The sequence below is a fragment of the Streptococcus caledonicus genome, from assembly GCF_042656225.1.
GTDB lineage: Bacteria > Bacillota > Bacilli > Lactobacillales > Streptococcaceae > Streptococcus > Streptococcus caledonicus.
This window is the reverse complement of the sequence record NZ_JBHSOJ010000016.1, coordinates 205,083-230,500: the sequence shown is the minus strand read 5'-3', so window position 1 is coordinate 230,500 and position 25,418 is coordinate 205,083. Positions and strand designations below refer to the sequence as shown.

The 25,418-nt window shown below is 37.3% G+C and carries 29 protein-coding genes, 1 pseudogene and 1 other annotated feature; of the genes and pseudogenes, 2 read left to right on the top strand and 28 right to left on the bottom strand.

The window, feature by feature from the left end; genetic code table 11:
* Nucleotides 1–93: 93 nt before the first annotated feature.
* From ACFPQ3_RS05090 to ACFPQ3_RS04985, 22 genes and pseudogenes are all read right to left on the bottom strand, one after another.
* Nucleotides 94–387: pseudogene (locus ACFPQ3_RS05090) on the bottom strand (helix-turn-helix domain-containing protein); the annotation flags it as partial.
* Between the two features lie 200 nt (nucleotides 388–587).
* Nucleotides 588–1,256: an ABC-2 family transporter permease gene (locus ACFPQ3_RS05085; protein ID WP_156805429.1), complete on the bottom strand. Its 669-nt coding sequence runs from the start codon at nucleotides 1,254–1,256 to the stop codon at nucleotides 588–590.
* Complete coding sequence (locus tag ACFPQ3_RS05080; RefSeq protein ID WP_156805430.1) at nucleotides 1,234–1,971, bottom strand: lantibiotic immunity ABC transporter MutE/EpiE family permease subunit; 738 nt, start codon at nucleotides 1,969–1,971, stop codon at nucleotides 1,234–1,236. Before ACFPQ3_RS05080 ends, ACFPQ3_RS05085 begins: the two co-directional genes overlap by 23 nt.
* 1 nt (nucleotide 1,972) lies before the next feature.
* Complete coding sequence (locus ACFPQ3_RS05075; RefSeq protein WP_156805431.1) at nucleotides 1,973–2,659, bottom strand: ATP-binding cassette domain-containing protein; 687 nt, start codon at nucleotides 2,657–2,659, stop codon at nucleotides 1,973–1,975.
* Nucleotides 2,660–2,772: 113 nt separating this feature from the next.
* Nucleotides 2,773–4,116, bottom strand: coding sequence for a sensor histidine kinase (locus tag ACFPQ3_RS05070; RefSeq protein ID WP_156805432.1), 1,344 nt, complete (start codon nucleotides 4,114–4,116; stop codon nucleotides 2,773–2,775).
* Complete coding sequence (locus ACFPQ3_RS05065; protein WP_156805433.1) at nucleotides 4,109–4,792, bottom strand: response regulator transcription factor; 684 nt, start codon at nucleotides 4,790–4,792, stop codon at nucleotides 4,109–4,111. Before ACFPQ3_RS05065 ends, ACFPQ3_RS05070 begins: the two co-directional genes overlap by 8 nt.
* Nucleotides 4,793–5,009: 217 nt before the next feature.
* A complete protein-coding gene (rplL, locus tag ACFPQ3_RS05060; RefSeq protein WP_156805434.1) occupies nucleotides 5,010–5,375 on the bottom strand; it encodes a 50S ribosomal protein L7/L12 in 366 nt (121 codons plus the stop codon).
* 74 nt (nucleotides 5,376–5,449) lie between these two features.
* Complete coding sequence (gene rplJ / locus ACFPQ3_RS05055; RefSeq protein ID WP_156805435.1) at nucleotides 5,450–5,944, bottom strand: 50S ribosomal protein L10; 495 nt, start codon at nucleotides 5,942–5,944, stop codon at nucleotides 5,450–5,452.
* 28 nt (nucleotides 5,945–5,972) lie between these two features.
* Nucleotides 5,973–6,106, bottom strand: a sequence feature (ribosomal protein L10 leader region).
* Between the two features lie 107 nt (nucleotides 6,107–6,213).
* Entirely contained in the window at nucleotides 6,214–7,260 is a 1,047-nt protein-coding gene (rfbB, locus tag ACFPQ3_RS05050) for a dTDP-glucose 4,6-dehydratase (protein ID WP_156805436.1), read from the bottom strand.
* A gap of 178 nt (nucleotides 7,261–7,438) precedes the next feature.
* The gene (locus tag ACFPQ3_RS05045; protein ID WP_156805437.1) at nucleotides 7,439–7,927 is read right to left on the bottom strand and encodes a phosphoribosylanthranilate isomerase; all 489 of its coding nucleotides are present in this window, start codon (nucleotides 7,925–7,927) and stop codon (nucleotides 7,439–7,441) included.
* A 1-nt stretch (nucleotide 7,928) separates the two neighbouring features.
* Nucleotides 7,929–8,522 carry a dTDP-4-dehydrorhamnose 3,5-epimerase family protein gene (locus ACFPQ3_RS05040; protein ID WP_156805438.1) on the bottom strand — a complete coding sequence of 198 codons (594 nt, stop codon included), beginning with the start codon at nucleotides 8,520–8,522 and terminating at the stop codon, nucleotides 7,929–7,931.
* Entirely contained in the window at nucleotides 8,522–9,391 is an 870-nt protein-coding gene (rfbA, locus tag ACFPQ3_RS05035) for a glucose-1-phosphate thymidylyltransferase RfbA (protein WP_156805439.1), read from the bottom strand. Before rfbA ends, ACFPQ3_RS05040 begins: the two co-directional genes overlap by 1 nt.
* 54 nt (nucleotides 9,392–9,445) lie before the next feature.
* Nucleotides 9,446–10,540, bottom strand: a complete 1,095-nt coding sequence (locus ACFPQ3_RS05030; RefSeq protein WP_156805440.1) for an NAD(P)/FAD-dependent oxidoreductase — start codon at nucleotides 10,538–10,540, stop codon at nucleotides 9,446–9,448.
* Nucleotides 10,541–10,543: 3 nt separating this feature from the next.
* Nucleotides 10,544–11,362: a ZIP family metal transporter gene (locus ACFPQ3_RS05025; RefSeq protein ID WP_156805441.1), complete on the bottom strand. Its 819-nt coding sequence runs from the start codon at nucleotides 11,360–11,362 to the stop codon at nucleotides 10,544–10,546.
* A 23-nt stretch (nucleotides 11,363–11,385) separates the two neighbouring features.
* Nucleotides 11,386–12,177 (bottom strand): Nif3-like dinuclear metal center hexameric protein, encoded by a 792-nt coding sequence (locus ACFPQ3_RS05020; RefSeq protein ID WP_156805442.1) that lies wholly within the window; start codon nucleotides 12,175–12,177, stop codon nucleotides 11,386–11,388.
* Nucleotides 12,161–12,850, bottom strand: coding sequence for a tRNA (adenine(22)-N(1))-methyltransferase (locus ACFPQ3_RS05015; RefSeq protein ID WP_156805443.1), 690 nt, complete (start codon nucleotides 12,848–12,850; stop codon nucleotides 12,161–12,163). Before ACFPQ3_RS05015 ends, ACFPQ3_RS05020 begins: the two co-directional genes overlap by 17 nt.
* A gap of 77 nt (nucleotides 12,851–12,927) precedes the next feature.
* Nucleotides 12,928–13,668 carry a cyclase family protein gene (locus ACFPQ3_RS05010; RefSeq protein WP_156805444.1) on the bottom strand — a complete coding sequence of 247 codons (741 nt, stop codon included), beginning with the start codon at nucleotides 13,666–13,668 and terminating at the stop codon, nucleotides 12,928–12,930.
* A gap of 32 nt (nucleotides 13,669–13,700) precedes the next feature.
* Nucleotides 13,701–14,981 (bottom strand): O-acetylhomoserine aminocarboxypropyltransferase/cysteine synthase family protein, encoded by a 1,281-nt coding sequence (locus ACFPQ3_RS05005; protein WP_156805445.1) that lies wholly within the window; start codon nucleotides 14,979–14,981, stop codon nucleotides 13,701–13,703.
* A gap of 89 nt (nucleotides 14,982–15,070) precedes the next feature.
* A complete protein-coding gene (locus ACFPQ3_RS05000) occupies nucleotides 15,071–15,895 on the bottom strand; it encodes a metal ABC transporter permease (RefSeq protein WP_156805446.1) in 825 nt (274 codons plus the stop codon).
* Nucleotides 15,888–16,745, bottom strand: coding sequence for a metal ABC transporter permease (locus ACFPQ3_RS04995; protein ID WP_156805447.1), 858 nt, complete (start codon nucleotides 16,743–16,745; stop codon nucleotides 15,888–15,890). Before ACFPQ3_RS04995 ends, ACFPQ3_RS05000 begins: the two co-directional genes overlap by 8 nt.
* Nucleotides 16,738–17,508, bottom strand: a complete 771-nt coding sequence (locus ACFPQ3_RS04990) for a metal ABC transporter ATP-binding protein (protein ID WP_156805448.1) — start codon at nucleotides 17,506–17,508, stop codon at nucleotides 16,738–16,740. Before ACFPQ3_RS04990 ends, ACFPQ3_RS04995 begins: the two co-directional genes overlap by 8 nt.
* Before the next feature lie 12 nt (nucleotides 17,509–17,520).
* On the bottom strand, nucleotides 17,521–18,450 hold the full coding sequence (locus ACFPQ3_RS04985; RefSeq protein ID WP_156805449.1) for a metal ABC transporter solute-binding protein, Zn/Mn family: 930 nt from the start codon (nucleotides 18,448–18,450) through the stop codon (nucleotides 17,521–17,523).
* A 142-nt stretch (nucleotides 18,451–18,592) separates the two neighbouring features.
* On the opposite strand from ACFPQ3_RS04985, the gene ACFPQ3_RS04980 reads away from it, so the two are divergent.
* Nucleotides 18,593–19,234: a metal-dependent transcriptional regulator gene (locus ACFPQ3_RS04980; RefSeq protein WP_156805450.1), complete on the top strand. Its 642-nt coding sequence runs from the start codon at nucleotides 18,593–18,595 to the stop codon at nucleotides 19,232–19,234.
* A 242-nt stretch (nucleotides 19,235–19,476) separates the two neighbouring features.
* On the opposite strand, the gene ACFPQ3_RS04975 is transcribed toward ACFPQ3_RS04980, so the two are convergent.
* The 6 genes from ACFPQ3_RS04975 to ACFPQ3_RS04950 form a co-directional block, all read right to left on the bottom strand.
* Nucleotides 19,477–20,433, bottom strand: coding sequence for a sensor histidine kinase (locus tag ACFPQ3_RS04975; RefSeq protein WP_156805451.1), 957 nt, complete (start codon nucleotides 20,431–20,433; stop codon nucleotides 19,477–19,479).
* Nucleotides 20,430–21,095, bottom strand: coding sequence for a response regulator transcription factor (locus ACFPQ3_RS04970; protein ID WP_161978584.1), 666 nt, complete (start codon nucleotides 21,093–21,095; stop codon nucleotides 20,430–20,432). Before ACFPQ3_RS04970 ends, ACFPQ3_RS04975 begins: the two co-directional genes overlap by 4 nt.
* 7 nt (nucleotides 21,096–21,102) lie before the next feature.
* Nucleotides 21,103–21,366 (bottom strand): type II toxin-antitoxin system RelE family toxin, encoded by a 264-nt coding sequence (locus ACFPQ3_RS04965; RefSeq protein WP_156805453.1) that lies wholly within the window; start codon nucleotides 21,364–21,366, stop codon nucleotides 21,103–21,105.
* On the bottom strand, nucleotides 21,356–21,595 hold the full coding sequence (relB, locus tag ACFPQ3_RS04960; protein ID WP_156805454.1) for a type II toxin-antitoxin system RelB family antitoxin: 240 nt from the start codon (nucleotides 21,593–21,595) through the stop codon (nucleotides 21,356–21,358). Before relB ends, ACFPQ3_RS04965 begins: the two co-directional genes overlap by 11 nt.
* A 95-nt stretch (nucleotides 21,596–21,690) precedes the next feature.
* Nucleotides 21,691–23,661, bottom strand: coding sequence for an FtsX-like permease family protein (locus ACFPQ3_RS04955; protein WP_156805455.1), 1,971 nt, complete (start codon nucleotides 23,659–23,661; stop codon nucleotides 21,691–21,693).
* A gap of 1 nt (nucleotide 23,662) precedes the next feature.
* Nucleotides 23,663–24,415 carry an ABC transporter ATP-binding protein gene (locus ACFPQ3_RS04950; protein ID WP_156805456.1) on the bottom strand — a complete coding sequence of 251 codons (753 nt, stop codon included), beginning with the start codon at nucleotides 24,413–24,415 and terminating at the stop codon, nucleotides 23,663–23,665.
* A 435-nt stretch (nucleotides 24,416–24,850) separates the two neighbouring features.
* Between ACFPQ3_RS04950 and ACFPQ3_RS04945 the strand changes: the two genes are divergently transcribed.
* Nucleotides 24,851–25,330, top strand: coding sequence for a hypothetical protein (locus tag ACFPQ3_RS04945; protein ID WP_156805457.1), 480 nt, complete (start codon nucleotides 24,851–24,853; stop codon nucleotides 25,328–25,330).
* Nucleotides 25,331–25,418: the final 88 nt, after the last annotated feature.

The following is a 25,418-nucleotide window of genomic DNA, read 5'->3' as shown; positions in this document are numbered from 1 at the left end:
ATCAGGTTGTTTAGGGCTACCAATATGCGGATTAGGTACTCCACTTGGAACAACCAATAAAAGATGCATTATCATATTCTGACTTTGAATTATAAATAGTTGTATAATAACAATCCATGACAAGTACAATTGATCAGAAAGAGGGAGTTTTTGTTTTTTCTCAATTTCTAATTCATATAGATACTTTAACGATTCGTAGTCCCTATCAGCTAATAATTTATTGGAGAGTATCTTGAAATTCTGAATCGTACTATCTTCTTTTATAACACTCTCATCAAAAAAATAATTCATAGGAACATTCAATTTCAGTGACAATTTATACAATAATTCTGCCCCTGGATTATATTTCCCTTTTTCAATTCTACTAATTTGGCCTTGCTCACAAATTCCTTCTGCTAATTCAGCCTAAGATAAATTTAATTCTAACCTTCTAGCTCTTAAACGAGTTGGTAATAATGTCATTTGTCACCTTCCAAATATCTTTTCATAGTAGAGATTCTAACACGACTTTATTTACTATTCAAGTAAAAATTATCACTATAGTTATTATTTTACTCTGATATATGGACAATTCTCTGCTAGTAATTTCAATAGCGCTTGATGTTTGATTTGCTAATCACTATCAACTGACCAATTAGTGATAAAATAATAAAACAAACCAATGCTATAATATACTTTTCATTTCCATATAATAAAATAGCATTTACCGGCAAAGCAATTGGCATCCAAATGACATCTAAAAAGGTTTTATTGGTCGCAAAAATAATGAATAAACACTCAACAAATGATAGGAGAAGATTTCCTCCTTTACCTATAAAAAGGATCAAAAACATGTGGAAATGGTTCAAGAATATGGCCAATAACCATGTGACAACGCCTACAAACATATAATAGGGCACCTTATGTAATTCTAGCCCAATGATTAGCCAAACAATCAAACTTGGTAAGGCTAACAACAAATCAGCTGAAATGATTTTCATTCCCCAGATGACAACTCGATTTTTATCACTCTTGATATGTTGAAAATGATTGGCTTGTTCTTCTTGTTCCTGAACAAGAATGGAAATAATAGCCACAAATACACAATAACCAAGCATTGATAAAAAGATCATATTTTCCAATATAATAGGATTATGGCTAATAACCAAGATATATGGGACTATGGTTATTAGCTGTAACAGAGATATGGTAATAATGAGATAAAAACTATAAGACCCTTTCCATTTCAAGAGTTCACTTTTTAAATACTTGCTCATGAGACAATCTCCATTTCAATAAAGCTAAAAAAACTATAAATACAATGACTGATAGTACCACAGCTAGTATTGGTGTTGCCATATCAACTCCACGAATCACTGACTCTAAATCACCGGAAGGTTTTAAATGAAGTAGGCCTTGAGCTACTTTGTAATGATAGGTATAAGGAAAGAGATACCAAACATTAGTTTGAGCAATAAAAGGCGCTACCAATAAACAAACTAGTGAATTCACGACTAAAAGAAGATAAGGATTCAACCAGGTAGATAATACATACAAAAATGGTAATACCCAAATAGACGCTAATAACATAAGCAAAAGACATACCAAATCATTGAACAGATTGACATCTATCATACCTTCAAATAAGTGGATTTCTAAGTAAAAAATTCCTAAAAAACATAGACTAGCAATAACCATATCTTTAATTTTTAATAACATTTTAGCGATATAAACCTTAATGGTATCTTTTCCTAGAGAAATGTTTTGAAAATGCCCTGCTTTTTCTTCTACTTTGTAATCATGTAAAAAGAGTAAACCAATAAGTGTGACTAAAAAGATAGCTTCCCACCAATAAATGGAAAAGCTTTCGATTAATGTTGGTCCCACCAATAAAAAGGCCACAAAAATAGCTAAAAACGGTACAAAAACTAATTGTTTTTTATCGGCACTAGCTTTTTGTTTGAGCCACTCTGATTGTAAAATTTTAATCATACTAAATACCACCGTGTACAATGTTAAAGAACAATTGCTCTAAATCGTCGTCATGTGAATTAATCTGATTATAAAAAATCTCTCCATCATGCAATATGATAATACGGTCTGCAACCTTGCTCACCTCATGTAATTGATGACTTGATAAGAGAATCGTCATTCCTGATTCTTTTAAGGTTATCATCAAGTCAAGTAATTCTTTAATGCCATCTGGGTCAAGACCGTTCGTCGGTTCATCTAAAATGAGCAAATCTGGATTTGTAATAATGGCCATTCCCAGACCAAGGCGTTGTTTCATTCCTAAAGAAAAATGACCTGCCTTCTTTTTACCGGTATGTGATAATCCTATAAGTTCTAACACTTGATGAATACGTTCATTAGAAATATCATATAACAGAGCTCTCGTTTTCAAATTATCAAAAGCAGAGAGGTTCATGTAAATAGCAGGTGCTTCAATTAAAGCTCCCATTTCATAATCACCATGGGGTGCCTTCTTTTTACCAGAATAACTAATTGTTCCACTATCTATAGCCTCTAAGCCAAAGATAATTTTCATAATAGTAGATTTCCCTGCACCATTCACACCTAAAAGACTACAAATCGTTCCTTCTTCAATCCTAAAAGTGACACCTTTTAAAATCTCTCTATCCTTATAAGCTTTTCGTAAATGATTAATCTGTACTTCCATTATCAGTACCTTCCTTTCCATATAGAACACTATACTAAGGATTTGTCAGAATTTATTCAGAAAAAAGAAGTTAAGACAAAATTCTCAACTTCCCTATCAATTTTTAATAAGTATTAAATATCATTTTTGATTAAAAGGGTCACCAGTGCACCTCCTTTGGAAGGATTTGATAACACCAACTGTCCTTGGTATCTCTGTGCAACTTTGTGAGCAAAAGATAACCCAATACCGTAATGGTTCTTATCTCTGCCTTTATTATCCGTATAAAATAGCCCACTAGCATGAGTTAAGGCTTCTTCTGTAAAAGGTTGCCCATTATTCCATACTTCAAATACTAAAAAATCGTTATCATCTTTCACGGATAGGGTAACCATTCTTTCTCCGGAACTATATCTGACTGCGTTAGCTAATATATTAATGAGAGCACGATTAAGATTTAATTTATTCCCTCTTAAAAACTGTCTTTCAGTTAAGTTATCTACAACTAGAGTCACTTGTTCTGCTGCCATCATCTCCTTTGCTTCACCTGTCAATTCCCTAAGAAACTTTGTCAACTCAATTTTTTCTTGATAATCCTTATCTTCAATCAACAATCTTGAATAGTTCACCATTGAATTAAAATATTTTTCAAAAGTTATGACACTATTAGTCATTGAGCTCACAAAATCTACTTGTTTTTCATCCAAATCAGTCATTTCAAGAAGTTCAAGATTTCCTTTTAGCACCGTTAAAGGCGTTTTGACATCATGCGCTAGCGCTGCAACTTGAAAGGATAAGTCTTTTCTATCTTGCCTTTCAGCTTCTAAAAGTGCTACCAATTCATCATCTTTCTGGTAAAGCATGTTTAAAATGGTATTGAACTCAATCATCTCAGTTTCTCTTCGATCAATGCTCACATCTTTACTTCCCATATTTAAGGATATGACTTCAATCAATCGGAAATTTCTTGTAAATTCTCTCAACAATTTAGCAACTGACCAAATCAGTAATATCAGTTCTAATCCTGAGATTAGGAAATATGAAAATGTATTATAGGGAATCTGACGTAATTTAGGATTAACAAACTCAGGAAGGATAGGCTGTCTCACAATAAGCAATGCTTCTGAATTTTTATACTCAGTATATCTAACAGAACCTATTTGGACAGAGTTGTTCTGTTTAATGACCTGTTCATAATAAGCCCAATCTGATTTTTGGTAATTTCCAGCAATCTCGTTATTTTTTTCACGATCAATCAAAAGATAATCAAATGTGGATGTTTCCATCAATGATATGGTATCAGACTTAGAAAGTGACTCAATAGGTATCTTAACAGTCAAATCATAGGTATTCAACTGTCCTGAGACCACCAATGCATAACTGACTGCAAAAAATATAAGTAAAATAGCCAGGGTTCCTAAAACAATTTCCCACACTGTCCTAAAAACTCGTTTTTTAATGGAATAGTGTTTAATCATGCCATTGGTACCCCACACCTCTTACGGTTTTGATTGGATTAATATCATAGGGTGAAAACTTATTTCTAATCTGATAAACATATTCAGAAATAGAGCGAAATAGGGTATCGGAATCCTCATCATAAACCTGTTCATAGATGTCCTCTCTTGTAAATACCTTATTGGTTTTCCTAGATAGCAATTCTAGGATATTGTATTCACGACTAGTTAAAGCAATTGTTTCTCCATTGATACAGACACGTCTTTCCTGTAAATAAAATGTGATTGGTAATAATTCTCGAACAACCTGTTCTGTGTGCTCAAAATGGTTGCGACGTTCTTCACGCTTCAAATGCGCAGTTACTTTGGCAACAAGCTGCTTAACGCTAAACGGCTTTGTAATGTAATCATCTCCACCTAAGTTTAAGGCATCAATAATATCTTCTTCAGTATCCTTAGCACTGACAAAAATAATCGGAGTTGGCACCTTATCTCTAATCTGACGACACAATTGTAACCCATCAATATTGGGCATCATCACATCAAGTAATATCAGATCAAAACCTTTAAAATCATCAATAACGATTGGCGTCCTAACCTTCTGGAAAACCGTCACATCATAATTTTTCATTTCTAAAATATTTCTCATCAATTTTAAAATCTCAAAATCATCATCTACAACTAATAGTTTATACATACTATCCCCCATTGTTATATTATTATTTTACACTATTTCCATAACTATATCGATGAACTAAAAAGTGTTTTTTGGGATGGTTATCTCATTTTAAGATAAGTGTATCAAGAAAAATTCAGAATTTGTTCAGAACATCTTTATTTTTAGGCAAAAAAAACCGCTACTCCAAAGAATAGCGGTTTAATCATGTTTTTAGGCTACTTGAGTAGTCGCTCTATTATTTAAGAGTAACTGAAGCTCCAGCTTCTTCAAGTTTAGCTTTGATTTCTTCAGCTTCTGCAGTTGCAACGCCTTCTTTAACCATAGCTGGCGCACCATCAACAAGTTCTTTAGCTTCTTTAAGACCAAGACCTGTGATTTCGCGAACAACTTTGATAACGCCAACTTTTTTGTCGCCAGCAGCTGTCAATTCAACATCGAATGAATCTTTAGCTTCTTCAGCAGCACCACCAGCAGCAGCAACAGCAACTGGAGCAGCAGCAGTTACGCCAAACTCTTCTTCGATTGCTTTAACAAGGTCGTTAAGTTCAAGGATTGTAGCTTCTTTAATTTCAGCAATAATGTTTTCAATGTTCAATGCCATTGTGAATTTCCTCCAAATAGGTATTTTATAATATTAATTGTAGCTTTAAGCCGCTACTTGCTGACGCCATTTGATTAAGCTGCGTCTTCTTTTTCTGCAACTGCTTTGACAGCATATGCAACGTTGCGAACTGGCGCTTGAAGTACAGAAAGGAGCATAGAAAGCATACCTTCACGGTTTGGCAATGTAGCAAGTGCTTCGATTTCAGCTTTAGTTGAAACTTTACCTTCTACAGCACCACCCTTGATTTCAAGAGCGTCAGCAGTTTTTGCAAAATCGTAAACGATTTTAGCTGGAGCAACAGCATCATCTGAAAATGCAACAGCTGATGGTCCTACGAACAGTTCAGCCATTCCTTCAAGACCAGCTTTTTCAGCAGCACGACGTAAGATAGAGTTTTTGATAACTTTATACTCAACGCCTTCACCACGAAGATTACGACGAAGAACAGTATCTTGTTCTACAGTCAAACCACGTGCGTCAACTACAACGATTGAAGTAGCTGCTTTCATTTGCTCAGCAACAGCGTCCACAAGTTCCGCTTTTTTAGCAATAATAGCTTCTGACATTTAAGTTTACCTCCGTTTTTATTTTGGGCTAGGCACAAAAAAATCGCACCTAAACCTAGACACGAAAGTACAAAATACACATAAAAAATATGGTTTTTGTCCTCGGTAGGATGTTTATGAGTCCAGCTCCCCTACTGTCTTAGGTCAGTTTTATTCAAAACCTCAATTATTGTACCATGCTAAACTATCTCTGTCAAGAAAAAATGTTATTTTTATCAAAAAACCTTGCCATCCTCAACAAAGGTTGATATGACAAGTTTTTTTGATTTTTATTTGATAACTTCTTGTGTCTTAGCGTAATTAGCCTCGACGGCTTCTTTTTCGGCTTTCCACCAATCTTGGTTTTCTGTGTACCAAGCGATGGTTTCTTCCAAACCTTCTGAGAAGTTGGTGAATTGTGGTTCCCAACCAAGTTCTTCACGGAGTTTTGTAGAATCAATCGCATAACGAAGGTCATGACCGGCACGGTCAGTGACATGATCATAAGCATCTTTTGGTTGTCCCATTTTCTCAAGAATCAACTCAAGCACTTCTTTGTTATTTTTCTCACCATCGGCTCCGATAAGATAAGTCTCACCGATACGACCCTGCGTCAAGATAGCCCAGACACCTGTTGAGTGGTCATTGGTGTGAATCCAGTCACGAACGTTTTTACCTTCACCATAGAGTTTTGGTTTAATCCCTGCCAAGATATTTGTAATCTGACGCGGAATAAATTTCTCAATGTGTTGGTATGGTCCGTAGTTATTTGAACAGTTTGAAATGGTTGCCTTGACACCAAATGAACGAACCCATGCTTTAACAATCAAATCAGAAGCTGCCTTAGTTGATGAGTAAGGTGATGATGGATTATAGTTGGTTTCAGCGGTAAATTTCTCACCTGGTCCTTCTCCGTGACCTGGCAAATCTTCACGAAGGGGAAGATCGCCGTAAACTTCATCAGTTGACACGTGGTGGAAACGAATATCGTATTTACGAGCTGCTTCCAAAAGTGTGTAAGTACCGATAAAGTTCGTGTGGATGAACGGACTTGGGTCGTTCAATGAGTTATCATTGTGACTTTCAGCTGCATAGTGAACAATAGCATCTGCTTTCGCTGCTAATTGGTTTACTAACTCAGCGTCAGCGATGTCACCGACAACCAACTCCACACGATCGCCTAAGATAGCTTCCAAGTTCGCACGGTTACCAGCGTAAGTCAATTTATCCAAGACGGTTACGTGAACGTCTGGATGATTGTTGTAAACGTAGTGCACAAAGTTAGAACCAATAAAACCTGCTCCACCTGTGACGATAATATTTTTAAATTCTGACATATTTTAAGATACAAAGGGACGATTCGCTTGCGAAATACTCCGTAGGAAAATAGGAAAATTCGTGCAGACGTCTGCGTCTAAGTAATTTTATACCCACTAAAAGGGTAGAGCCTCTTTTTCCTTAGGAAGCTAGTCCCGTGTTCAGTTTTACGAAGAAAACTGAACAATCCTTTCTTGCTTATTTTCTTAATGCTTGTTTTAAGTAATCAATTTTTGCGAAATCTTTGCGGTTATTATTCTCAGCACGATAGCTATCCTTTGATGAAGCCTGGTAAATTTTGAGGTATTGTTCCAAATTTGGCAGGTAGTAATGAACATCTTCATCTTCTACCTCTTCTAGGTCTTCCAGTTCTACACCAGCAAAACTCGGCAGAGAATGCAGTCCGCCAAATTCAACGGAATGTCCCTCCTTTTGAAACTCGTGTTCATGGCGATTGACCAAATGATAACCTAGCTTTTCCATGATAGCATTAAGTTCATCAAATCGGTAAATCCGCCCTTCATCAGGCGCTGCCCAGCCACGAGGGTCGCTAGGAACATGGATGTCCAAATCTCTTGCCTGCCAAGATTGACCTGTTCGCACTTCTAATCCGACAGATCCCATCAAGAGCGGAACGATGCCAATCTGGTTTAATTCTCTGGCAATCGTTAAAAATTCTTGATACATCTTACAAATCCTCAGCTCTCAAAGGTTTGACGTCCTTGAGTAGCGGATGGTTTTTATCCGCTTCTGACACTTCTGCTGCTTCAAGATTTTCCCACTTGATCCCTAAAGTTGGATCAGCGTAATTGACAAAGGCATATTTCGGTTTAAGTTCCAACGCCCAATAATCATTGACCAAGTAAGTATAAGCTGCTGTATCTGACAACACTTGGAACCCATTGGCAACACCACGTGGTACGAAAATACCTTTTGACGCATCAATGACCGTTTGGTAGGTATTTCCAAAAGTTTCACCTTCACGAAGGTCAACCCAAGAACCGATCACTCGCCCTTCATCCGCTATAGAAACGTATTTATCCCAAGGCTCAGCATGGAGACCACGAAGAGTATGTTTCTTATTGAATGAAATGTTGTTTTGTAACTTGCCTTCTGCAAAGAAACTTTCTGGAAAACCAAGGGGTACCATTTTTTCTTTTTGGAAGTTTTCTTTAAACCACCCACGGTTATCACCACGAACTGGAATATCAAATTCTAACATCCCTGGAATACCTGGAACTTCGCGACAAGCTAGTTCTTTGTCAAAAAACTGTTCTGTCATTAGGCCTCTCCAATCAAACGTAGCAAGTATTGCCCGTACTCATTTTTCTTCAATGGCTGTGCCAATTCGAGCACCTGCTCTTTAGTAATATAGCCCATGCGATAGGCAATTTCTTCAAGATTTGCCACTTGAACATTTTGCATACGTTGAACAGTTTCAATATACTGCGCTGCTTCAAGCAGACTTTCATGGGTACCTGTATCGAGCCACGCAAAACCACGTCCCATGACTTCAACTGACAAGTCACCACGCTCAAGGTAAACCTTATTAACATCTGTGATTTCCAATTCACCACGAGGAGATGGTTTGATGTTTTTGGCAATCTCTACAACATCATTATCATAGAAATAAAGACCTGTAACTGCGTAATTTGATTTCGGTTGTTCTGGTTTTTCTTCGATAGAAATAGCATTCATATCCGCGTCAAATTCAACGACACCAAAACGCTCTGGATCTTTAACTTGGTAGCCAAAAACAGTCGCACCTAACTCTTTAGCCGCAGCACGCTGCAACATTGCTGATAAGCCTGGACCATGATAAATGTTATCCCCTAAAATAAGAGCAACATTATCATCACCAATAAATTCTTCACCAATGATAAAGGCTTGCGCCAAACCATCTGGACTTGGTTGTTCCGCATAAGAGAGCGAAATACCAAATTCCGCACCGTTCCCAAGTAGTTCCTCAAAACGTGGCAAATCTTGTGGCGTTGAGATAATCAGAATTTCCTTAATACCAGCCAACATCAAAACTGATAATGGATAGTAAATCATTGGTTTATCATAAATCGGCATCAATTGTTTTGATGCAGCACGAGTCAATGGGTATAAACGTGTTCCTGATCCACCAGCTAGAATAATACCTTTCATGGTTCTCTCCTTAAATATATAATCACTTTATTTTATCATATTTTGTATAGTGTGTCATTTCTTAATATAGCGACTAATTAGATAATCACTAGCAGAAAGAGCTGTTTGTTGCCCCATCACTAATTGACTAAGCATTTTTCCTAAGAGTGGCCCCGTCGTGAGTCCTGATGACCCAAGTCCACTAACAGCATAAACACCTTTGAGGCCTGGAACTTCACCTATAAAGGGACAAAAATCTTCCGTATAAGCCCTAATTCCCACACGATCACGCGTTTTTATCGCTTCTGTTATTTTAGGGAAAAAGTCTTGCGCTCTTACTTCAAAATCTGCCAAAATCCTTTCATTAACAGTTAAGTCAAATCCCATATTTTTTTCATGACTAGCACCTACAGAAACTTTTCCACCAGCAAACGGGATAACATCAATCTCCCCCTCTGGAATAATCACAGGATTGTGTCCTGTTTCTAAGTCATCAAAATAATAATCTCTTAATTGTCCTTTTTGTGGACTAACATCAACTTGATACCCTAACGGTTCTAAAATATCTGGCAACCAAGCACCGCAGGCTAAAAGAACTGAATCAAATACCTGACCATTAACGTCGTAAGTACCATCTGACAAACGTTTTAGCTCCGCTTTTTCCTTTAAAAGAGAAAAGCCAGATGCCTCAATTAACGTTTCAGTCAGTTGTGAACCTTCAACTCGTGCTGCACCACTCGCTAAAATCCCTTTGTCAAAGCCAGCTAAATCTGGAAAACTTTTTTGAGCTTCTGCTAACGTTTGGACAGAGAGGGAACCAATTAGTGGGGATTCCACCAATCGTGACTCAGCCAACTCACGTAGTTCTTCCAAATATTCTGGACGAGATTTCAAGAGAAGAGCTCCCGATTGATCATAAAAATCTGTAGCGATGCCATCATTTTTTAAATCCGACAAGAGTTCCTGATAAAAATCTGCTCCTGAACGTGCCAGACGATACCAAGCTTTATGACGGCGACGAGAAAACCAAGGACAAATAATACCTGCCGCAGCTTTTGTAGCTTGTCCGTGACCTTCGTCAAAAATTGTTACAGTCATGTCACTCTTTGAGAGATAATAAGCTACTGTTGAGCCTACAATTCCTGCTCCAATAATTGCAATTTTTTTCATGATTTACCCCAATGCTACATCCATCACCATCATAATCACAAAGCCAAGCATCAGTCCAAGTGTTGCCAAATCAGTATTCCCGTTCGTTTGAGATTCAGGAATTAATTCTTCAACAACAACAAAAATCATAGCTCCTGCTGCAAATGCTAACGCATAAGGAATAATCGCTAACATCCACATCACAAGCGCTGCCCCTAATACTGCTCCGAACGGTTCAACAATTGCTGACATAGCTCCCCAATAAAACGCATGCTTACGTGATTTTCCTTCTGCACGAATAGGAATAGATAAAGCTGCTCCTTCTGGAATATTTTGAAGTCCAATTCCCAAAGCCAAGCCCATTGCCCCTGCAATAGCCGCTTGAGACATACTACCATTAGCAAGTGACCCAAAAGTCACCCCAATTGCTAAGCCCTCTGGAAAATTATGAATTGTAATCGCCAAAAAAAGTAAAGCTGTCTTTGATAATTTTTCTGGTTCAATTCCTTCAGCCTCAGATTTATTTTTCCCAAGATGTAAATGTGGGACAACAGCATCAATCAACCGCAGACTAAAACCACCTGCTAAAAATCCTATTGCTACTGGTCCCCATGCCCACTTACCATAAGCAGGTTCTGCGTATTCTAAGGCTGGTGCTAAAAGTGACCAGAAAGAAGCTGCAATCATCACACCTGCTGCAAAGCCATTCATGGTGTCCAGTAATTTTCGATTAATCATTTTAAAAAAGATAACAATGGCAGCTCCTAAAATAGTACACCCCCATGTAAAGAGTCCAGCTAAAAAAGCCAATAAAATCGGATTTAAAGACAATAAATTAATCATCGTTAGTCAAACACTTTCTAATCTCAAAGATGATAAAAAGGATTGGTATTGCTAGAAGCTCCCAAAACTTCAATGCCCCAATGATTTTCTAGGGTCCAATGCCTTAACAGCTCTGCTATTTTTTCAATAAAAAGCACTTCAATATGATGACCAGGATCAATTCCTAATAGTCCTTCTGTAAGCATCTCCTGCGCAGTGTGATAATAAATATCTCCCGTCACATAAACATCTGCACCTTTAGCAAGTGCCTGTTGGTAAAATTCATCGCCTGAACCACCACAAATAGCTACTCGAGAAATGACAGGATTTTCTTTGTCATAAGAAATTAAGCGAACACTGTCAAGTCCAAATACTGCTTTAACTTTTAGGGCAAAGTTTTCAAATCTTTGCTCTGCTATTGTTCCGACACGGCCAAGTCCATAACCAGTAGCTATTGGCGATAAAACTTCTGCTTCATGGATTTCTAACAGCTCACAAAACCAATCGTTTAAACCACCAGGAACGACATCAATATTAGTGTGACTAACATAAACTGCTATATCATGCTTAACCAAATCCAGTAAAATATCACGCTGTGGACTGGACACTAGATCTTTAATCCCTTTAAAAATCGGAGCATGTTTAGTGATAATGAGGTCTACCTTATTTGCAACAGCTTCTGCCACGACATTTTCACGGACATCTAAAGTAACCATGACACGCTTGATGTTTTTATCTAAGGTTCCTATTTGAAGCCCTACAACATCACCCTCCATCGTCAATTCCTTAGGGCAAAAAGCTTCATATCTTGCAATCACATCACTTGCCAGAACCATCGAGTACCTCCTGAATTGTTTTGATTTTTTGGGAAATAGCAGAGCGGTCACCGTCATTACTTTCAGGAATTTGTGACAAAGCTACTTCTAGTTTACCAATTTCACGCGCCCATTTTGCTAGGAAAACTTCTGATTTTTCAGCTAACAAATGTTTGCCAAAACGCAGTTCAGTTGTCGTCAACTTTTCTTCACCGTGCTCAGCAACTAAAATTTCGTAAAACTTGCGATTTTCAGTCATGATTTTTTCTGTGACGATTGTAAAATGATTTTGAACGAGCCAAGTCCGTAAATCATCCTCACGGTTATTCGGTTGTAAAATCAAACGTTCTACTTGCGCCAGTTTTTCTTTTCCTGCTTCTAAGATATCAGCAATAAGGCGTCCTCCCATACCACAGATAGTAATTGTTGTGACACCGTCATTCTGCTGAAAAGCAGCTAGCCCATTAGCTAAGCGTACCTCAATCTTATCCGATAAACCATATTCAGCAACATTTTTCACCGCAGAGTCATAGGGACCTTGAGCAACCTCCCCTGCAATTGCCGAAGAAATGTGACCAGATTGGATTAGAGCAATTGGTAAATAAGCGTGGTCACTTCCCACATCTAACAGTTTGCTACCTTTGGGAACAAATGTTGCTACCTCAGTTAGGCGACTTGATAAAATCGTATCCATAATTATTCTTTCTACTTGTTTAATCCTTTTTATTATACCAAAAAAACTCGCTATAAGAACGAGTTTTCGATAGGTTATCATTTATTCACATAAGCAACTGCACGAACTGGTGAACCTGTTGCCTCTTTCCAATTAGGATAGGCAATTGAAATGATACTTCCAGTCGCTGGTACTTGATCTAAGTTTGCTAGCACTTCGACTTGATAGATCCCTTGTTCGAGAAGATAGTATTCTTGTTTCAAAGCTCCGCCATTATCAAATGCAGACTTACCGCTGTCTGTATCTAGGGTTTCATGGCCGACCGCCTTAACGCCTCGTTCATGAATTAAAAATTCTAAAGCTTCGTGAGTCCAGCCTGGTGTTTGTTGGGCACCATTTTCATCTAAATTACGGATAGCACCCTGGTCAGGCCAACGTTTATGCCAGTCGCTACGAAAAGCAACAAAAGCACCTGATTCAATTTTGCCATACTCTGTTTCAAAATCCAAGATATCCTGTTTTGTTAATTCATAATTAGGGTTTTCTGCCACCGCTTGTGACTTATCAATCACATAAAGAGGTAACAGAAGGTCTTCCAAAGCGATTTGGTCTAGCCATTTTCCGCCTTCTACGAAGTGAATTGGGGCATCAATATGCGTTCCATATTGCCCAACTACTGTAAATTGTTGCACATGAAAACCATCTTTTAAGGTGAAAATATCCTCTTTCTCAAGACTAGGCAGAGCTGGAAAATGTGGACTATTTTCATCAATTTTGTGAGTTAAATTCACTAATCTTGCTGATTTAAAAACCTGAAAGGCGTCTAATAACTTTATCATAAGCACTCCAATTCTTTCTCTTTAATAATCACTCAAATCTTTTCCAAGGCTAAATTCAAATCTTCAATCAAATCATCAACATTTTCAAGACCAACAGAAATACGGATTTGATTTGGTGTCACACCACATGCCGCTAAATCTTCTGAAGAAAGCTGTGCATGCGTTGTTGTATAAGGGTGCACGACTAATGATTTGGCATCAGCAACATTGGCAAGGTTGGAAAATATTTCAAGGTTATCGATAACCGTCGCAGCAGCCTTATCATCTCCCTTAACATGGAAGGTAAAAATAGAACCAGCACCTTTCGGTAAGTATTTTTGCGCCAAGTCATAGTAGGGACTAGATGGCAAACTTGGGTAATTAACCTTTTCAATTTTGGGATGGTTTTCGAGAAAGGCTGCAATTTTTTTCGCATTCTCAACATGACGTTCAACACGCAACGACAAGGTTTCCAACCCTTGTAACAGAAGAAAAGCATTAAATGGTGAAATAGCTGCTCCCGTATCACGTAAGAGTTGCACGCGCAAAGCTGTAATAAAAGCGGCAGCCCCAATATCACGAGTATAAGAAATATTGTGATAAGAGGCATCTTCTTCTACAAATTGTGGGAATTTACCAGAATCTTCCCAGTCGAATCTACCACTATCAACAATAATGCCACCAATCGTCGTACCATGTCCACCAATAAATTTCGTTGCTGAATGAACTGAGATATCAACTCCATGTTCAAATACATTGATAAGATAAGGGGTACCGAAGGTATTATCAGCAACCAGCGGAATCTTGTGAGCATGTGTTAACTCTGCCACTTTTTCAATATCTGGAATGTTAATCAATGGATTACCTAAGGTTTCAATCAACACCAATTTTGTATTGTCTTGAATAGCAGCTTCCACTTCTTCTAGATTTTCAATATTGACAAAGGTTGTCGTAATCCCGTAACGTGGCAAGGTTTCTTTCAGAAGATTAAAAGTGCCACCGTAAATCGTTGTAGCCGCCACCACATGGTCTCCTGCATGTGCTAATCCTAGTATGGTGTAAGTCAGAGCAGCCATTCCTGATGCTGTCGCTAAAGCTCCTACACCCTTTTCAAGCGCAGCCACCCGGTCTTCAAAAACTGCCACCGTAGGATTACCAATACGCGTATAAATATTTCCAGGCTTTCTCAAGGCAAAAAGATCTTCACCTTCTTGAACATCATCAAAAACATAAGAAGTCGTTTGATAAATAGGCACTGCACGTGATTTTGTCTCAGCATCAGTTTTTTGCCCAGCATGCAATTGTAAAGTTTCAAATGAAAATTCTCTTATCATATCAATTCTCGCTTTCGTTTTTTCTTATTTTAACGAAAAAAAGCAGAGCTGACCAATACTTATTCTATGAAAAAAGGTATAGTTTCAAACTATACCTTTATTTTTTTAATAAGTAAAGATGTGACATACAGTCCTAAACCAGTTACCGCACAAATTCCTGATAAACTAAGATCAAAGTGCATTCCTAAAGCATATCCAATAACAACCATCAAACAGCTAAAAAAAGCAACCATTCCCAGAAAACTATGAAAATGCCTTGCCCAAAGCTGTGCAGCCATTGCTGGAGCAACTAGAAATCCGATAACAGCTATAGAGCCTGCGATATCAAATGCAAGGACCACTGTCAGCGATACTAAAAAGACAATTATTATCTGCAACCTTCTGACTGATAATCCCGACAGCTGTGCATGATTCTTATCAAATAAGAAGATTTTTAGATGTTGATAAGTCAGTCCCAAAAAAAGTACAATCGCTAAAAGTAACCCACCTGACTTTACCAAAGCAACCGGTAAAGATATCCCTAGCAATTCAACTCTATTCAAGGGTGTAAACAAGACCTCACCCATTAACACCATATCTAGGTCCAAATGTACATTTCTAGCAAAAATTGAAATCAAAATGACTGCCGTAGCAAAAAAAGTTGTAAAAACTAAACCAGTTGCTGCATCATGAGTCAATTTAACAGAGCTAAGTCCTTCAATAGCCAAAACAGCTAAAACGCCAAATAAAGTAGCTCCTAATATCAAAATAGGGCTATCTAAACTTCTCACAAGGAAAAAGCCTAGAACAATTCCTAAAAGTACCGAATGAGCTAAAGCATCTGCTAACATTGATTGGTTACGTAGCACTAGAAGACTTCCAAGAAGACCGCAAGAAAGCCCTGTTAAAAGCAAAATAATTAAAACTTCAAACATGGTGACCCAACCTCCGTGCCTTAGTCACTACATAGGATATCAATGCCAATACACTCATAACTAAAATAATGGTTGGACCAGTTGATAAACCTGAAATAATAGAACTCAAGTAGGTTCCTATTAAGGTTGAAAAAATAGCTGAGCCTCCTGCTAAAATCAAGGTTGTTTTATAATGCCTTGCCCAAAAAAGACCAATGGTTGCTGGAGCAATTAAGAAGGCAGAAATAAGAACAGCACCTACAACTTTTAAACCAACCGAAATAAGACTAATCATCAACAAAACAATAAGTTGCTCTAAAAAAATACTTGAAATCCCGATACTTTTAGCAAAACCTTGATCAAAAAGATAAAGCTTCAGTGCTGGATAAATTATTCCAAATAGCAAAAGAGCAATGCCAGATACGCCTGCGATCAACAAGATATCTTCAAACTGAATAAAAGCTGCTTGCCCAAAAAGATAATTTTGTAAACCTGCCTGCGAACTTTTTGAAAAATACTCATTACCTTGTAACAATTGTTTTAGTACCATCCCAACTCCAAAAAAGGAAACCGAAACAAGGGATAACACATTTAATAACGGCTGCCCGCTCTGCTTTTTTATCCAGTAAACTAACGTATAGGAAAAATACCCTGAAAACACCGCACCAATCATAAGGAGTAATGGATTTCGAGAGTGAAACACAATGAAAGCTAAAATAACACCAGGGTAAGAAGCATGTCCCAAGGTATCTCCAACCAAGCTTTGCTTTGTTAAAACACTAATTGTACCAATTAAACCAGTCGCTAAGGCAAATAGCGTAATTCCTACCGCTACTGTTAAAAAGGAATAATCGGTTAAAACCTTAAGCATGGCGCCAACCTCCTTGTTCCTTTTCCTTGAAAAGTAACTGAGCTGAACTTTGATAAGCTTTTTGATAATTTTCAAAAGTTAAAACTTCTGCTAGCTCCCCACTAGCTACTACGGTTTTATTCAGCCAAACCAAATAATCAAAGTAATTTTCTATTGTGTTCAAATCATGATGGATAACCACCGATGTTTTTCCTTCTTCTTGAAACTCTCTCAAAATGGACATAATGATTTCTTCAGTCTTGATATCAATACCAGCTAAGGGCTCGTCCATTAAATAAAGCTCCGCTTCTTGAGCAAGGGCACGTGCAATAAACACACGTTGTCTTTGTCCGCCTGATAACTCACTAATTTGCCGATTTTTTAAATCTAACAAATTCATTTTTTCTAAAGACGCAAAAACAATTTCTTTATCTTTTGCTGTAGGTCGTTTTAACCAATTTTTAATGTGGGGGTAGCGTCCCATAAGGACGATGTCATAAACAGTTGCAGGATACTGCCAGTTCACTTGACTTGCTTGTGGAATATAAGCTACCCTAGTCGCTATCATTTGCGACAAATGATCTGATTGTCCTAGAAGTTTAATTTGACCACTTCTAGCTTTTTCAAAGCCTAAAAGACTCTTGAATAAAGTTGACTTTCCGGCTCCATTAGGGCCTACAATAGCACAGCGACTCCCTTGTGGAATGATAAGATTCATATTCTCTAATGCTGAGACTTGTTGATAGGCTACCGTTAGTTCAGAGACTTGGATAGCTGGATTCATGATTTCCTCCTTTTATTTAAGATAGTCAACAATTAATTTAATATTATGTTTATACATGTCGACATAATTATCTCCCTCTTCACCTGCTGGGGCTAGTGAGTCTGAGAAGAGTTCTTTATGCTCTCCAGTAACAACGCTAACTGAACCACCCTTAGCTTTGACCGCTTCTTGCAGTTTCTTCATACGATCTGGATTTGTTGTTGACTCAGTGAAAATAGCTTTAATATTGTGATCAATGATCAAATCAACGGTTTTAATCATATCACTATTAGCAACTTCTGACTCTGTGCTAACGCCTTGTGGTGCATAAAGTGTAAATCCGTAGCGATTTGCAAAATAGTTAAATGCATCGTGTGGTGTCACAAGGTAACGGCTTTGTTCTGGAATAAGTGACAATTGCTCCTTGTTCCATTTATCTAGCTCATCTAATTCATTTAAATAAGCCTTCTCATTTTTTTCAATTGTTTCTTTTTTATCAGGCAAAAGTTCTTGCAAATCGTCTGAAGCTGCCTCTACTGCTTTTTGGTAAAGATCTATATCAAACCAAAAATGTGGATCAACGACATCTTCCCCGTCTTCTTCCATGGTTCCAATTTCAGTTTTAGTAAAATCACGAGTAACAGCAGAACCTGTTTTTTCCAAAGCTTCAATCATCTTACCTTCAAAATGCAGACCATGATAAAGGACTAAATCCGCTTCTTGTAATTTCTTTAAATCACTTGATTTGGCAGTATAAAGGTGTGGGTCTTCTCCAGCTGGAATAATGAGCTGACGTTCAACTAAATCTCCGGCTAATTCACTAACCATGTCATCTAAGAAAGAAGTGGTCACAGTAACAACGGGCTTTTCTTTTTCGTTTTTAACATCTGTAGATTGATTTTGACAAGCTGCCAAAGCTAATAAGGCAACAGAAGTTAATATAATAGTATTTAATTTTTTCATCTTTAAAGACTCCTAGGTTTTATTATTTACATAGTTAGGCAATCCTAACTTTATAAAAAGGATAACCGATATAAGACTTTTTGTCAACCATTTACCTACAATTTTGTTATAATTAAGGAGTGAAAAATAGATGAGGTTTAATATGACACCTAACAAAGAAGATTATTTAAAATGTATCCACGACCTAAGGGAACGTGGTGATAAAATTTCCAATAAAATGATTGCGGACTATATCCAAGTTTCCACTCCTTCTGTCTCAGAAATGCTAAAAAAAATGCAGGCTGAAGACTGGGTGGTTAAGGATAAGTTTTTTGGATATGCCTTAACCGAAAAAGCGGAACTTATTGTCACCGAACTCTATCGTAAACATCGATTGCTAGAAGTTTTCTTACAAAATCACCTTCACTATACAACCGAGGAGACACACCAAGAAGCTGAAATTTTAGAGCATGCTGTCTCTACGATGTTTATTGATCGCTTGGAAGAAAGCCTAAATTTTCCAGAATTTTGTCCACATGGTGGTACGATTCCTAAAAAAAATGCTCCTTTAAAAGAGAAAAATCACCAGACTCTTGCTCAAATTGCTCAAGAAGGGAACTATCAACTGGTTCGTGTGCATGACGAAATTGAACTATTAGACTATTTACAACGTCATAATTTTCATCTGGGGACTGAGTTTACTTTAACTGAAATCGATTCTTACGCTCAAACTTATCAGATCCATTTTGGTAACAAGAATTTAACGATTCCCTTGACAATTGCTAAGTTAATTTTTGTTAAATGATGATCTTCTTCCACATTAATACTACTGAAAGAAAAGTTTACAAAGATAAAAAACGAATGTTGATACCTAGTAAAAAGCTAGATATCCTTCATTCGTTTTTTTACAATTAATACTCATTAAGAATCACAATTAGACATTAACAAAAACATTAATTTTTGATTGACATAAACAGAACTATGACTGTTTCTTCCAAAGAGTGACATTATCTGCTCAGTTTTAAAATCTACTTTGCAATTACTCTTTTAGAACGCCTCATTTTTTCTCTTTGAAACAACCACTTCTGTTCCGATATCAATCTGACTGGTCACTTCAATTGCTAGATCTAGCTGATTTAAAACCTGTTTGGTCATGTAAAGTCCAAATCCTGAAGCCTTTTGGTGTTCGTGTCCATTATAACCTGTGAAGCCTTCCTCAAAAAGACGCGGGAGATCTTCTGGCAAGATACCGATCCCCTGATCAGCGATTGTGATGCTATTTTTTGTTAAGGTAATCGTAATTTTTCCACCTGCGGTACTATACTTAATCGCATTATCCAAAATTTGAGACAAAGCAAAGCTCAACCACTTTTTATCTGTTTTTAACTGCCAATCACCTGTCACCTCTACAGATAATTGTTTGTGGAAGAAGAGAATTCGATTTTTTTTAATTACTTTCTTGATTAGTTCATTAACTGAAATCTGCTCAAAACGAAAGTCATCTTGTCTTTCACTGAACTTCAAATAAGTCAAGAGATTCTCCAAATAATGTTCTAATCGTATGACCTGTTGATTAACATCATCCGATTGAAGTTGATTAGTTTGTGCCATTAGTGAAACGGCTGATAAGGGAACCTTCATCTGATGAACCCACATTTTGATTAAATCTTGTTGACGAGAAGCCTGGCTTTGAGCTCGAAAAACTTCCTGTTGAGCCTTATCATTATGTGCAGATAAGGCTTTTTGATAACTCTCATCCAATGGACTTGACAGCTCTGCTATTTCCCACAAATCCCTAAAATTCGCTAAGAGTCTCAACTGACGCCGAAAGCTCAGAAAATGCCAGATACTAAAGGGAATTAACACTATTAAATTAAAAAGAAGCGTCATGCCAAAATAAATCATTGGTAGATGGTAGAGAGCAAAGGATACTAAAAATCCTACTGATAAAAAGCTTATCACAAGGTACCAAATCCCATGTTGCTTTATATATTTCATCATCATCTTAGTAAATATCCGACTCCTCTTACTGTATGAATATGGTCAAACCCAAGCCCAGCTACCTTCTTGCGCAGTCGTGCTATATTAACATTGAGGGTATTCTGATCAATGAACTCATCACTCTCCCACAATTTCTCTAAAATCGTCTCCTTACTCACCACTTCTTCCTTATGAGAAAATAGCAAAGCTAGTATTTTATTTTCCGTGGGTGACAGCTGGATGTGTTCAGAACCAATAGAAAGAGCACCGTCACGGCTGAGCGAAAAATCCTTAAATGTTAATTCTTCACTGGTAAACTGATGCGAACGACGTAAAAAAGCTCCAATCTTAGCATCCAGAAGACCAATCGAAAATGGTTTAGCAATGTAATCATCGCCTCCCATATTTAATGCCATAACCATATTCATCTCATCATTGCTAGACGAAATAAAAATAATAGGTACCATTAACGTTTTTCGAATCTCTGCCGTCCAATAAAATCCATTAAAATAAGGAAGGGTAATATCAAGTAAAATCAGGTCTGGCTTAACTTCCTCAATCTCCTGCTTAACTGCACGAAAATTAGACGCACTAAACACCTGATACTGCTGTCCCAAATGCCCTTTCAACAACGATACAATGGTCTCATCATCTTCAACAATAAAAATTTTATCTTTAGTCATCATTGCTTTCTCAATAATTATCTCTGCGGTAACCAATCGTAACTGCAAGAACTACTAACTCATTATCTATAATGTCACAAATCACACGATAATCACCAACACGATAGCGCCATTGCCCAGAACGATTTACCGTCAATCCTTTACCTTTTGACCTGGGATTTTCTATTCCATCAATATTCTTATATAGATATTTTATAATTAAACTCGAAATTCCCTTGTCTAATTTTCGAAGTTGCTTTTGAGCTCGTGGTGATAAAATAACTTTATAACTCAATTCCAAGCTCCTCTGCCATCTCCTCCAATGTCATTGGCTCAAGTCCATTAGCTAAATCATCTAAATATTCCTCATAGGCTAGTTCACCTACCCTAGCATCATATTCATCTTCCAAAGCTTCTAAGGTTTTGGTACGAATCAACTCAGAAAGAGAAACTCCTTCAAATTTCGCCATTGCCTTCATAAAATTTTTATCAGCTTCAGAGACTTTTAAGGTTATTGTTGGCATATCAAACTCCTTTAGATTAGTAACACCATTGTATTACTTTTGATATTAAAAATCAAGAAAGCACCTGCTCATTTAAAAACAAGTACTTCCAATCATTATCTTTCTACCAATTTGTAGTAGGTTCTGCTGGTAACTTTGTAACTGATGAAATAGAGAATACCAACCACAAGCATGGTAATCCCAGCCACTAGGTAAACTAAATTACTGCTAGCAACCCCAAAGAAAAGAAGCATTTGTTTTAACATCGGAATAGCCACTACATAATGCAGCGCCGCAATTCCCAGTGGCATAAAGAAGACTAAAATGGTTTGAGACGAAATCGTTTTCTTAACCTCTTCTTTTGACATCCCAACTTCTTGGAGAATCTTATACGATTTCTTATCTTCTTGACCTTCTGAATATTGTTTATAGTAAATAATCAAAGCTGCACCAAGTAGGAATGAAAGACCTAGAACCACACCTGTAAAGAGCATACCACCAAATAATGTGTAGCCTTCATCCAGAACATCTTGTTTGAATTGAATGTCACCAATGCCATTTCCAGCATCATCGACAATACCAACACCACTAGCTAAGTTTAGTTTCTCAGCCTCCTCTTTCGTTAAATTGAGATGAGCCGTGTAGGTATTTGGTGGAAAAGTCACTGCATAATCCATAATCTCTTTAAAAGATGTTTTTAGTTTAGTCGCAACTTCTTCATTGGTAACAATCATCACTGCACCATTATAAGTGTTATAAACTTCAGGGATAATAGCTGTTTGATAATTTTTAACGACATTAAATTGATTACCTAACAAGTTTATGGTCTTGTAATGACTGTTTCCTTGTTGTTTAAAGAAGGCGACTTGATTGGCAGACAAGTTAGGAACATCATTACCTAACTTCTTAAAATCATCTTGGGTAACAACAAAGATAAATCCAGTCTCAGCGGCTGCTTGCTTTATTTCTTCTATGTTTACATAGGAGATATGGTCGCGATTTTCTAGTGGAAAACTAATGAGGGATGATGTGTAACCAACTACTTTTTTCTGCGAATCAAGTTTACTCAAGACATACTTATCTAGTAAAGCCTGACCTTCATCTGAAAAACCATCAACAGTCAATGAAATCTTGGCATCATTGATAAACAGTTTACTGATTTGGGTTTGTGTGTTAGCATAAAGCGCAGCTGTTGTCCCAATTGAAACAAAAGCCATAACAGATAAAAGTGTGATACTTGCCAGACCAGCTGCGTTAGCCTTCATACGGAAAATCATCTGACTGGTTGTAATAAAGTGCTTCGGTTGATAGAAATAAGCTTTGTTGCTCCGCTTTTTCTTCAAATACCAAGCCATAAAGCTAATATAGAAGAGATAGGTTCCTAAGATAACTAGCACCACCGCTACAAAGAAGTAGAGAATGACCAAGAGGGCTGCCAAATCCTTAGAATAAAGGGAAATCCCGTAGCCAGAACCAATAAATAGGACACTGAGAAAAGCTAGAAACATATTGCCACGTGGTTCTTTTTCACCCTGCTCGCTACTTTTGAACAAGCTGAGCGGAGAGGTTTTACCAATACGACGCAACCCAACTAGCATAAGAATAAAGAAAATCCCCACAAAAAGCGATGCATTCAAGATAAACGCTAACGGTGACAAGGTCAAAATCAGCTTGTCATAATTGATGATATTAACAAAAATCAGATAAAGAAAATTGGCAAAAATTCCAGAGAATATTGATCCTAAAATCACTAAAAAGATGAAAATGATTCCCAATTCTAAGGTTGATACCCAGCCCACTTGACGCTTGTTCATCCCTAGAATATTATAAAGTCCAAATTCCTTGCTTCGCTGTTTAAGGAGAATATTATAACTGTAAATCTCCATGGCAATGGATAAAATGGTTAACACCACCACACCAAGAGGTAAGATAATGGCAGCCGTATCCATTCCTTCTCTCATCGGACTGGTCATGATAAGCAAAATGGAACACGTCAGACTATAAAGGACAAAACTTGCTAAGAGAAACGGAGCATAGGCCTTTTTCGATGACTTGATGTTATTCCAAGCCAGTTTTAAATAAAACATATTATTCACCTCCTAAAAGAGCTGACATGGCAAGCGAAATCTCACGGTTAAAATCTGTTGAGGTCTTATCACCACGATAAAGCTGGTGAAAAATACGACCATCTTTGATAAAGAGAACACGTTTAGCATGACTAGCCGCATTGGCAGAGTGAGTTACCATCAAAATGGTTTGACCTGTTTCGTTGATTCCTTCAAAAAGCTTCAATAAATCTTCTGAGTTTTTATAATCCAAAGCAGCGGTTGGTTCATCTGCCAATAAAAGCTGAGGTCGCGTAATAAGCGCACGCGCAATGGCCACGCGTTGTTTTTGACCACCAGAAAGTTCAAAGGGACGTTTATTTAACAGAGTGTCAATTCTCAGACTACTAGCCAATCCCTGCAAGCGCATCTCCATCTCCTTGTAAGATTTTTTATCCAGTACAAGTGGCAAGAAAATGTTGTCTTTAATAGATAGAGTATCTAAAAGGTTAAAATCTTGGAAGACAAACCCTAGATTTTTCAGACGATAACTAGCAAGTTTACTCTCCTTGATTTTGGTAATATCCTCACCATTTAAAATAACCTGTCCCTTACTAGGTTTATCAAGAGTCGCTAGAATGTTGAGCAAGGTTGTCTTACCAGAACCAGACTCACCCATAATGGCAATAAACTCACCTTTTTCAACCTTAAAATCCACATCTTGCAAAGCGCGTGTTTCTTCCTTTGAAAAACGTGTACGATAAACTTTTTCTAAATGATTGATTTGTAAAAACATAATACGATTCCTTCCTTACTGTCCATACTTTCTAACTGATAGCTATACTTTCTCTACTACTATATCAGAAAGTTCTCACTTCCTACATCTTTCAGCCCTGCATTTTTTCCTAAAACAAGCGGTGCAGACCGATACGACGATCAAACCCAATATCATGATAGTATAACCTAATTTATTCATTTCACTCACTTCCATTTCTTGATGGTCACATTTCCTAACAAAATAGTTCCTGCCAAAACACCTAACTCCCACGGTAACAGTCAGAGGTTCCTTTTAATTGCTTCTAGTGACATCGTTTTCTTCCTTTCTTTTGATACTCCTATTTTACTAGAAAATAGCAGAGCGAATCTTACAATAAAGTGCTTAAACCTTACAAATTTGTAAGGCTTTGATATAATGGAAAAAAACTCTAGAAAATTAGCACGAGGACTTATTATGGCAAAAAAACTTGGAAAATTATTCGGTGCTGTTGGTAATCTCTTAGCTATCCCAGACACTATTGATGCTATCAAGCATGTAACCGATAAAACAACACCCATCATTGAAAAAGAATTAGACCGCAGATACGAACATAAACAATCACTCATTCAACTCGATGATGTTCATAATGTGCCACTAGATTATGCCCAAACACTCTTGGAAAGTCGCGGGTTTACTGTTTTACCCATCTTAGCCAAGGCCCATACAAAGTACGCCAACAAACGAGCTTTAGAAGTCGTTGCAATGCAACCACGTCCCGGTAAACATCAGCCAAACACCCTCGTCAAACTCTACTTTGTCAACGACGAAATCATTGAACAAAGTCAGATGCTCAAAAAACAAACTGCAAATTATCTGGCAATGCTTCAAAAAAATGTTAATCAACAACTTGATTCCCTCAAAAAAGTCAAACTCCCACTTGGTAAGAAAAAATAAAAAAACACCTAGACCCGTATCATCATATTTCGGGCCTAGGCGTTTTTTTATTATAGCAACAATTGATACTTGCTAAAATTCAAAAATT

Bases quoted from the DNA above. Each gene is read 5' to 3' on its own strand.
- ACFPQ3_RS05085 (WP_156805429.1), bottom strand. From the start codon at position 1,256: ATGAGCAAGTATTTAAAAAGTGAACTCTTGAAATGGAAAGGGTCTTAT.
- ACFPQ3_RS05080 (WP_156805430.1), bottom strand. From the start codon at position 1,971: ATGATTAAAATTTTACAATCAGAGTGGCTCAAACAAAAAGCTAGTGCC.
- ACFPQ3_RS05075 (WP_156805431.1), bottom strand. From the start codon at position 2,659: ATGGAAGTACAGATTAATCATTTACGAAAAGCTTATAAGGATAGAGAG.
- ACFPQ3_RS05070 (WP_156805432.1), bottom strand. From the start codon at position 4,116: ATGATTAAACACTATTCCATTAAAAAACGAGTTTTTAGGACAGTGTGG.
- ACFPQ3_RS05065 (WP_156805433.1), bottom strand. From the start codon at position 4,792: ATGTATAAACTATTAGTTGTAGATGATGATTTTGAGATTTTAAAATTG.
- rplL (WP_156805434.1), bottom strand. From the start codon at position 5,375: ATGGCATTGAACATTGAAAACATTATTGCTGAAATTAAAGAAGCTACA.
- rplJ (WP_156805435.1), bottom strand. From the start codon at position 5,944: ATGTCAGAAGCTATTATTGCTAAAAAAGCGGAACTTGTGGACGCTGTT.
- rfbB (WP_156805436.1), bottom strand. From the start codon at position 7,260: ATGTCAGAATTTAAAAATATTATCGTCACAGGTGGAGCAGGTTTTATT.
- ACFPQ3_RS05045 (WP_156805437.1), bottom strand. From the start codon at position 7,927: ATGTATCAAGAATTTTTAACGATTGCCAGAGAATTAAACCAGATTGGC.
- ACFPQ3_RS05040 (WP_156805438.1), bottom strand. From the start codon at position 8,522: ATGACAGAACAGTTTTTTGACAAAGAACTAGCTTGTCGCGAAGTTCCA.
- rfbA (WP_156805439.1), bottom strand. From the start codon at position 9,391: ATGAAAGGTATTATTCTAGCTGGTGGATCAGGAACACGTTTATACCCA.
- ACFPQ3_RS05030 (WP_156805440.1), bottom strand. From the start codon at position 10,540: ATGAAAAAAATTGCAATTATTGGAGCAGGAATTGTAGGCTCAACAGTA.
- ACFPQ3_RS05025 (WP_156805441.1), bottom strand. From the start codon at position 11,362: ATGATTAATTTATTGTCTTTAAATCCGATTTTATTGGCTTTTTTAGCT.
- ACFPQ3_RS05020 (WP_156805442.1), bottom strand. From the start codon at position 12,177: ATGGTTCTGGCAAGTGATGTGATTGCAAGATATGAAGCTTTTTGCCCT.
- ACFPQ3_RS05015 (WP_156805443.1), bottom strand. From the start codon at position 12,850: ATGGATACGATTTTATCAAGTCGCCTAACTGAGGTAGCAACATTTGTT.
- ACFPQ3_RS05010 (WP_156805444.1), bottom strand. From the start codon at position 13,668: ATGATAAAGTTATTAGACGCCTTTCAGGTTTTTAAATCAGCAAGATTA.
- ACFPQ3_RS05005 (WP_156805445.1), bottom strand. From the start codon at position 14,981: ATGATAAGAGAATTTTCATTTGAAACTTTACAATTGCATGCTGGGCAA.
- ACFPQ3_RS05000 (WP_156805446.1), bottom strand. From the start codon at position 15,895: ATGTTTGAAGTTTTAATTATTTTGCTTTTAACAGGGCTTTCTTGCGGT.
- ACFPQ3_RS04995 (WP_156805447.1), bottom strand. From the start codon at position 16,745: ATGCTTAAGGTTTTAACCGATTATTCCTTTTTAACAGTAGCGGTAGGA.
- ACFPQ3_RS04990 (WP_156805448.1), bottom strand. From the start codon at position 17,508: ATGAATCCAGCTATCCAAGTCTCTGAACTAACGGTAGCCTATCAACAA.
- ACFPQ3_RS04985 (WP_156805449.1), bottom strand. From the start codon at position 18,450: ATGAAAAAATTAAATACTATTATATTAACTTCTGTTGCCTTATTAGCT.
- ACFPQ3_RS04980 (WP_156805450.1), top strand. From the start codon at position 18,593: ATGACACCTAACAAAGAAGATTATTTAAAATGTATCCACGACCTAAGG.
- ACFPQ3_RS04975 (WP_156805451.1), bottom strand. From the start codon at position 20,433: ATGATGATGAAATATATAAAGCAACATGGGATTTGGTACCTTGTGATA.
- ACFPQ3_RS04970 (WP_161978584.1), bottom strand. From the start codon at position 21,095: ATGATGACTAAAGATAAAATTTTTATTGTTGAAGATGATGAGACCATT.
- relB (WP_156805454.1), bottom strand. From the start codon at position 21,595: ATGCCAACAATAACCTTAAAAGTCTCTGAAGCTGATAAAAATTTTATG.
- ACFPQ3_RS04955 (WP_156805455.1), bottom strand. From the start codon at position 23,661: ATGTTTTATTTAAAACTGGCTTGGAATAACATCAAGTCATCGAAAAAG.
- ACFPQ3_RS04950 (WP_156805456.1), bottom strand. From the start codon at position 24,415: ATGTTTTTACAAATCAATCATTTAGAAAAAGTTTATCGTACACGTTTT.
- ACFPQ3_RS04945 (WP_156805457.1), top strand. From the start codon at position 24,851: ATGGCAAAAAAACTTGGAAAATTATTCGGTGCTGTTGGTAATCTCTTA.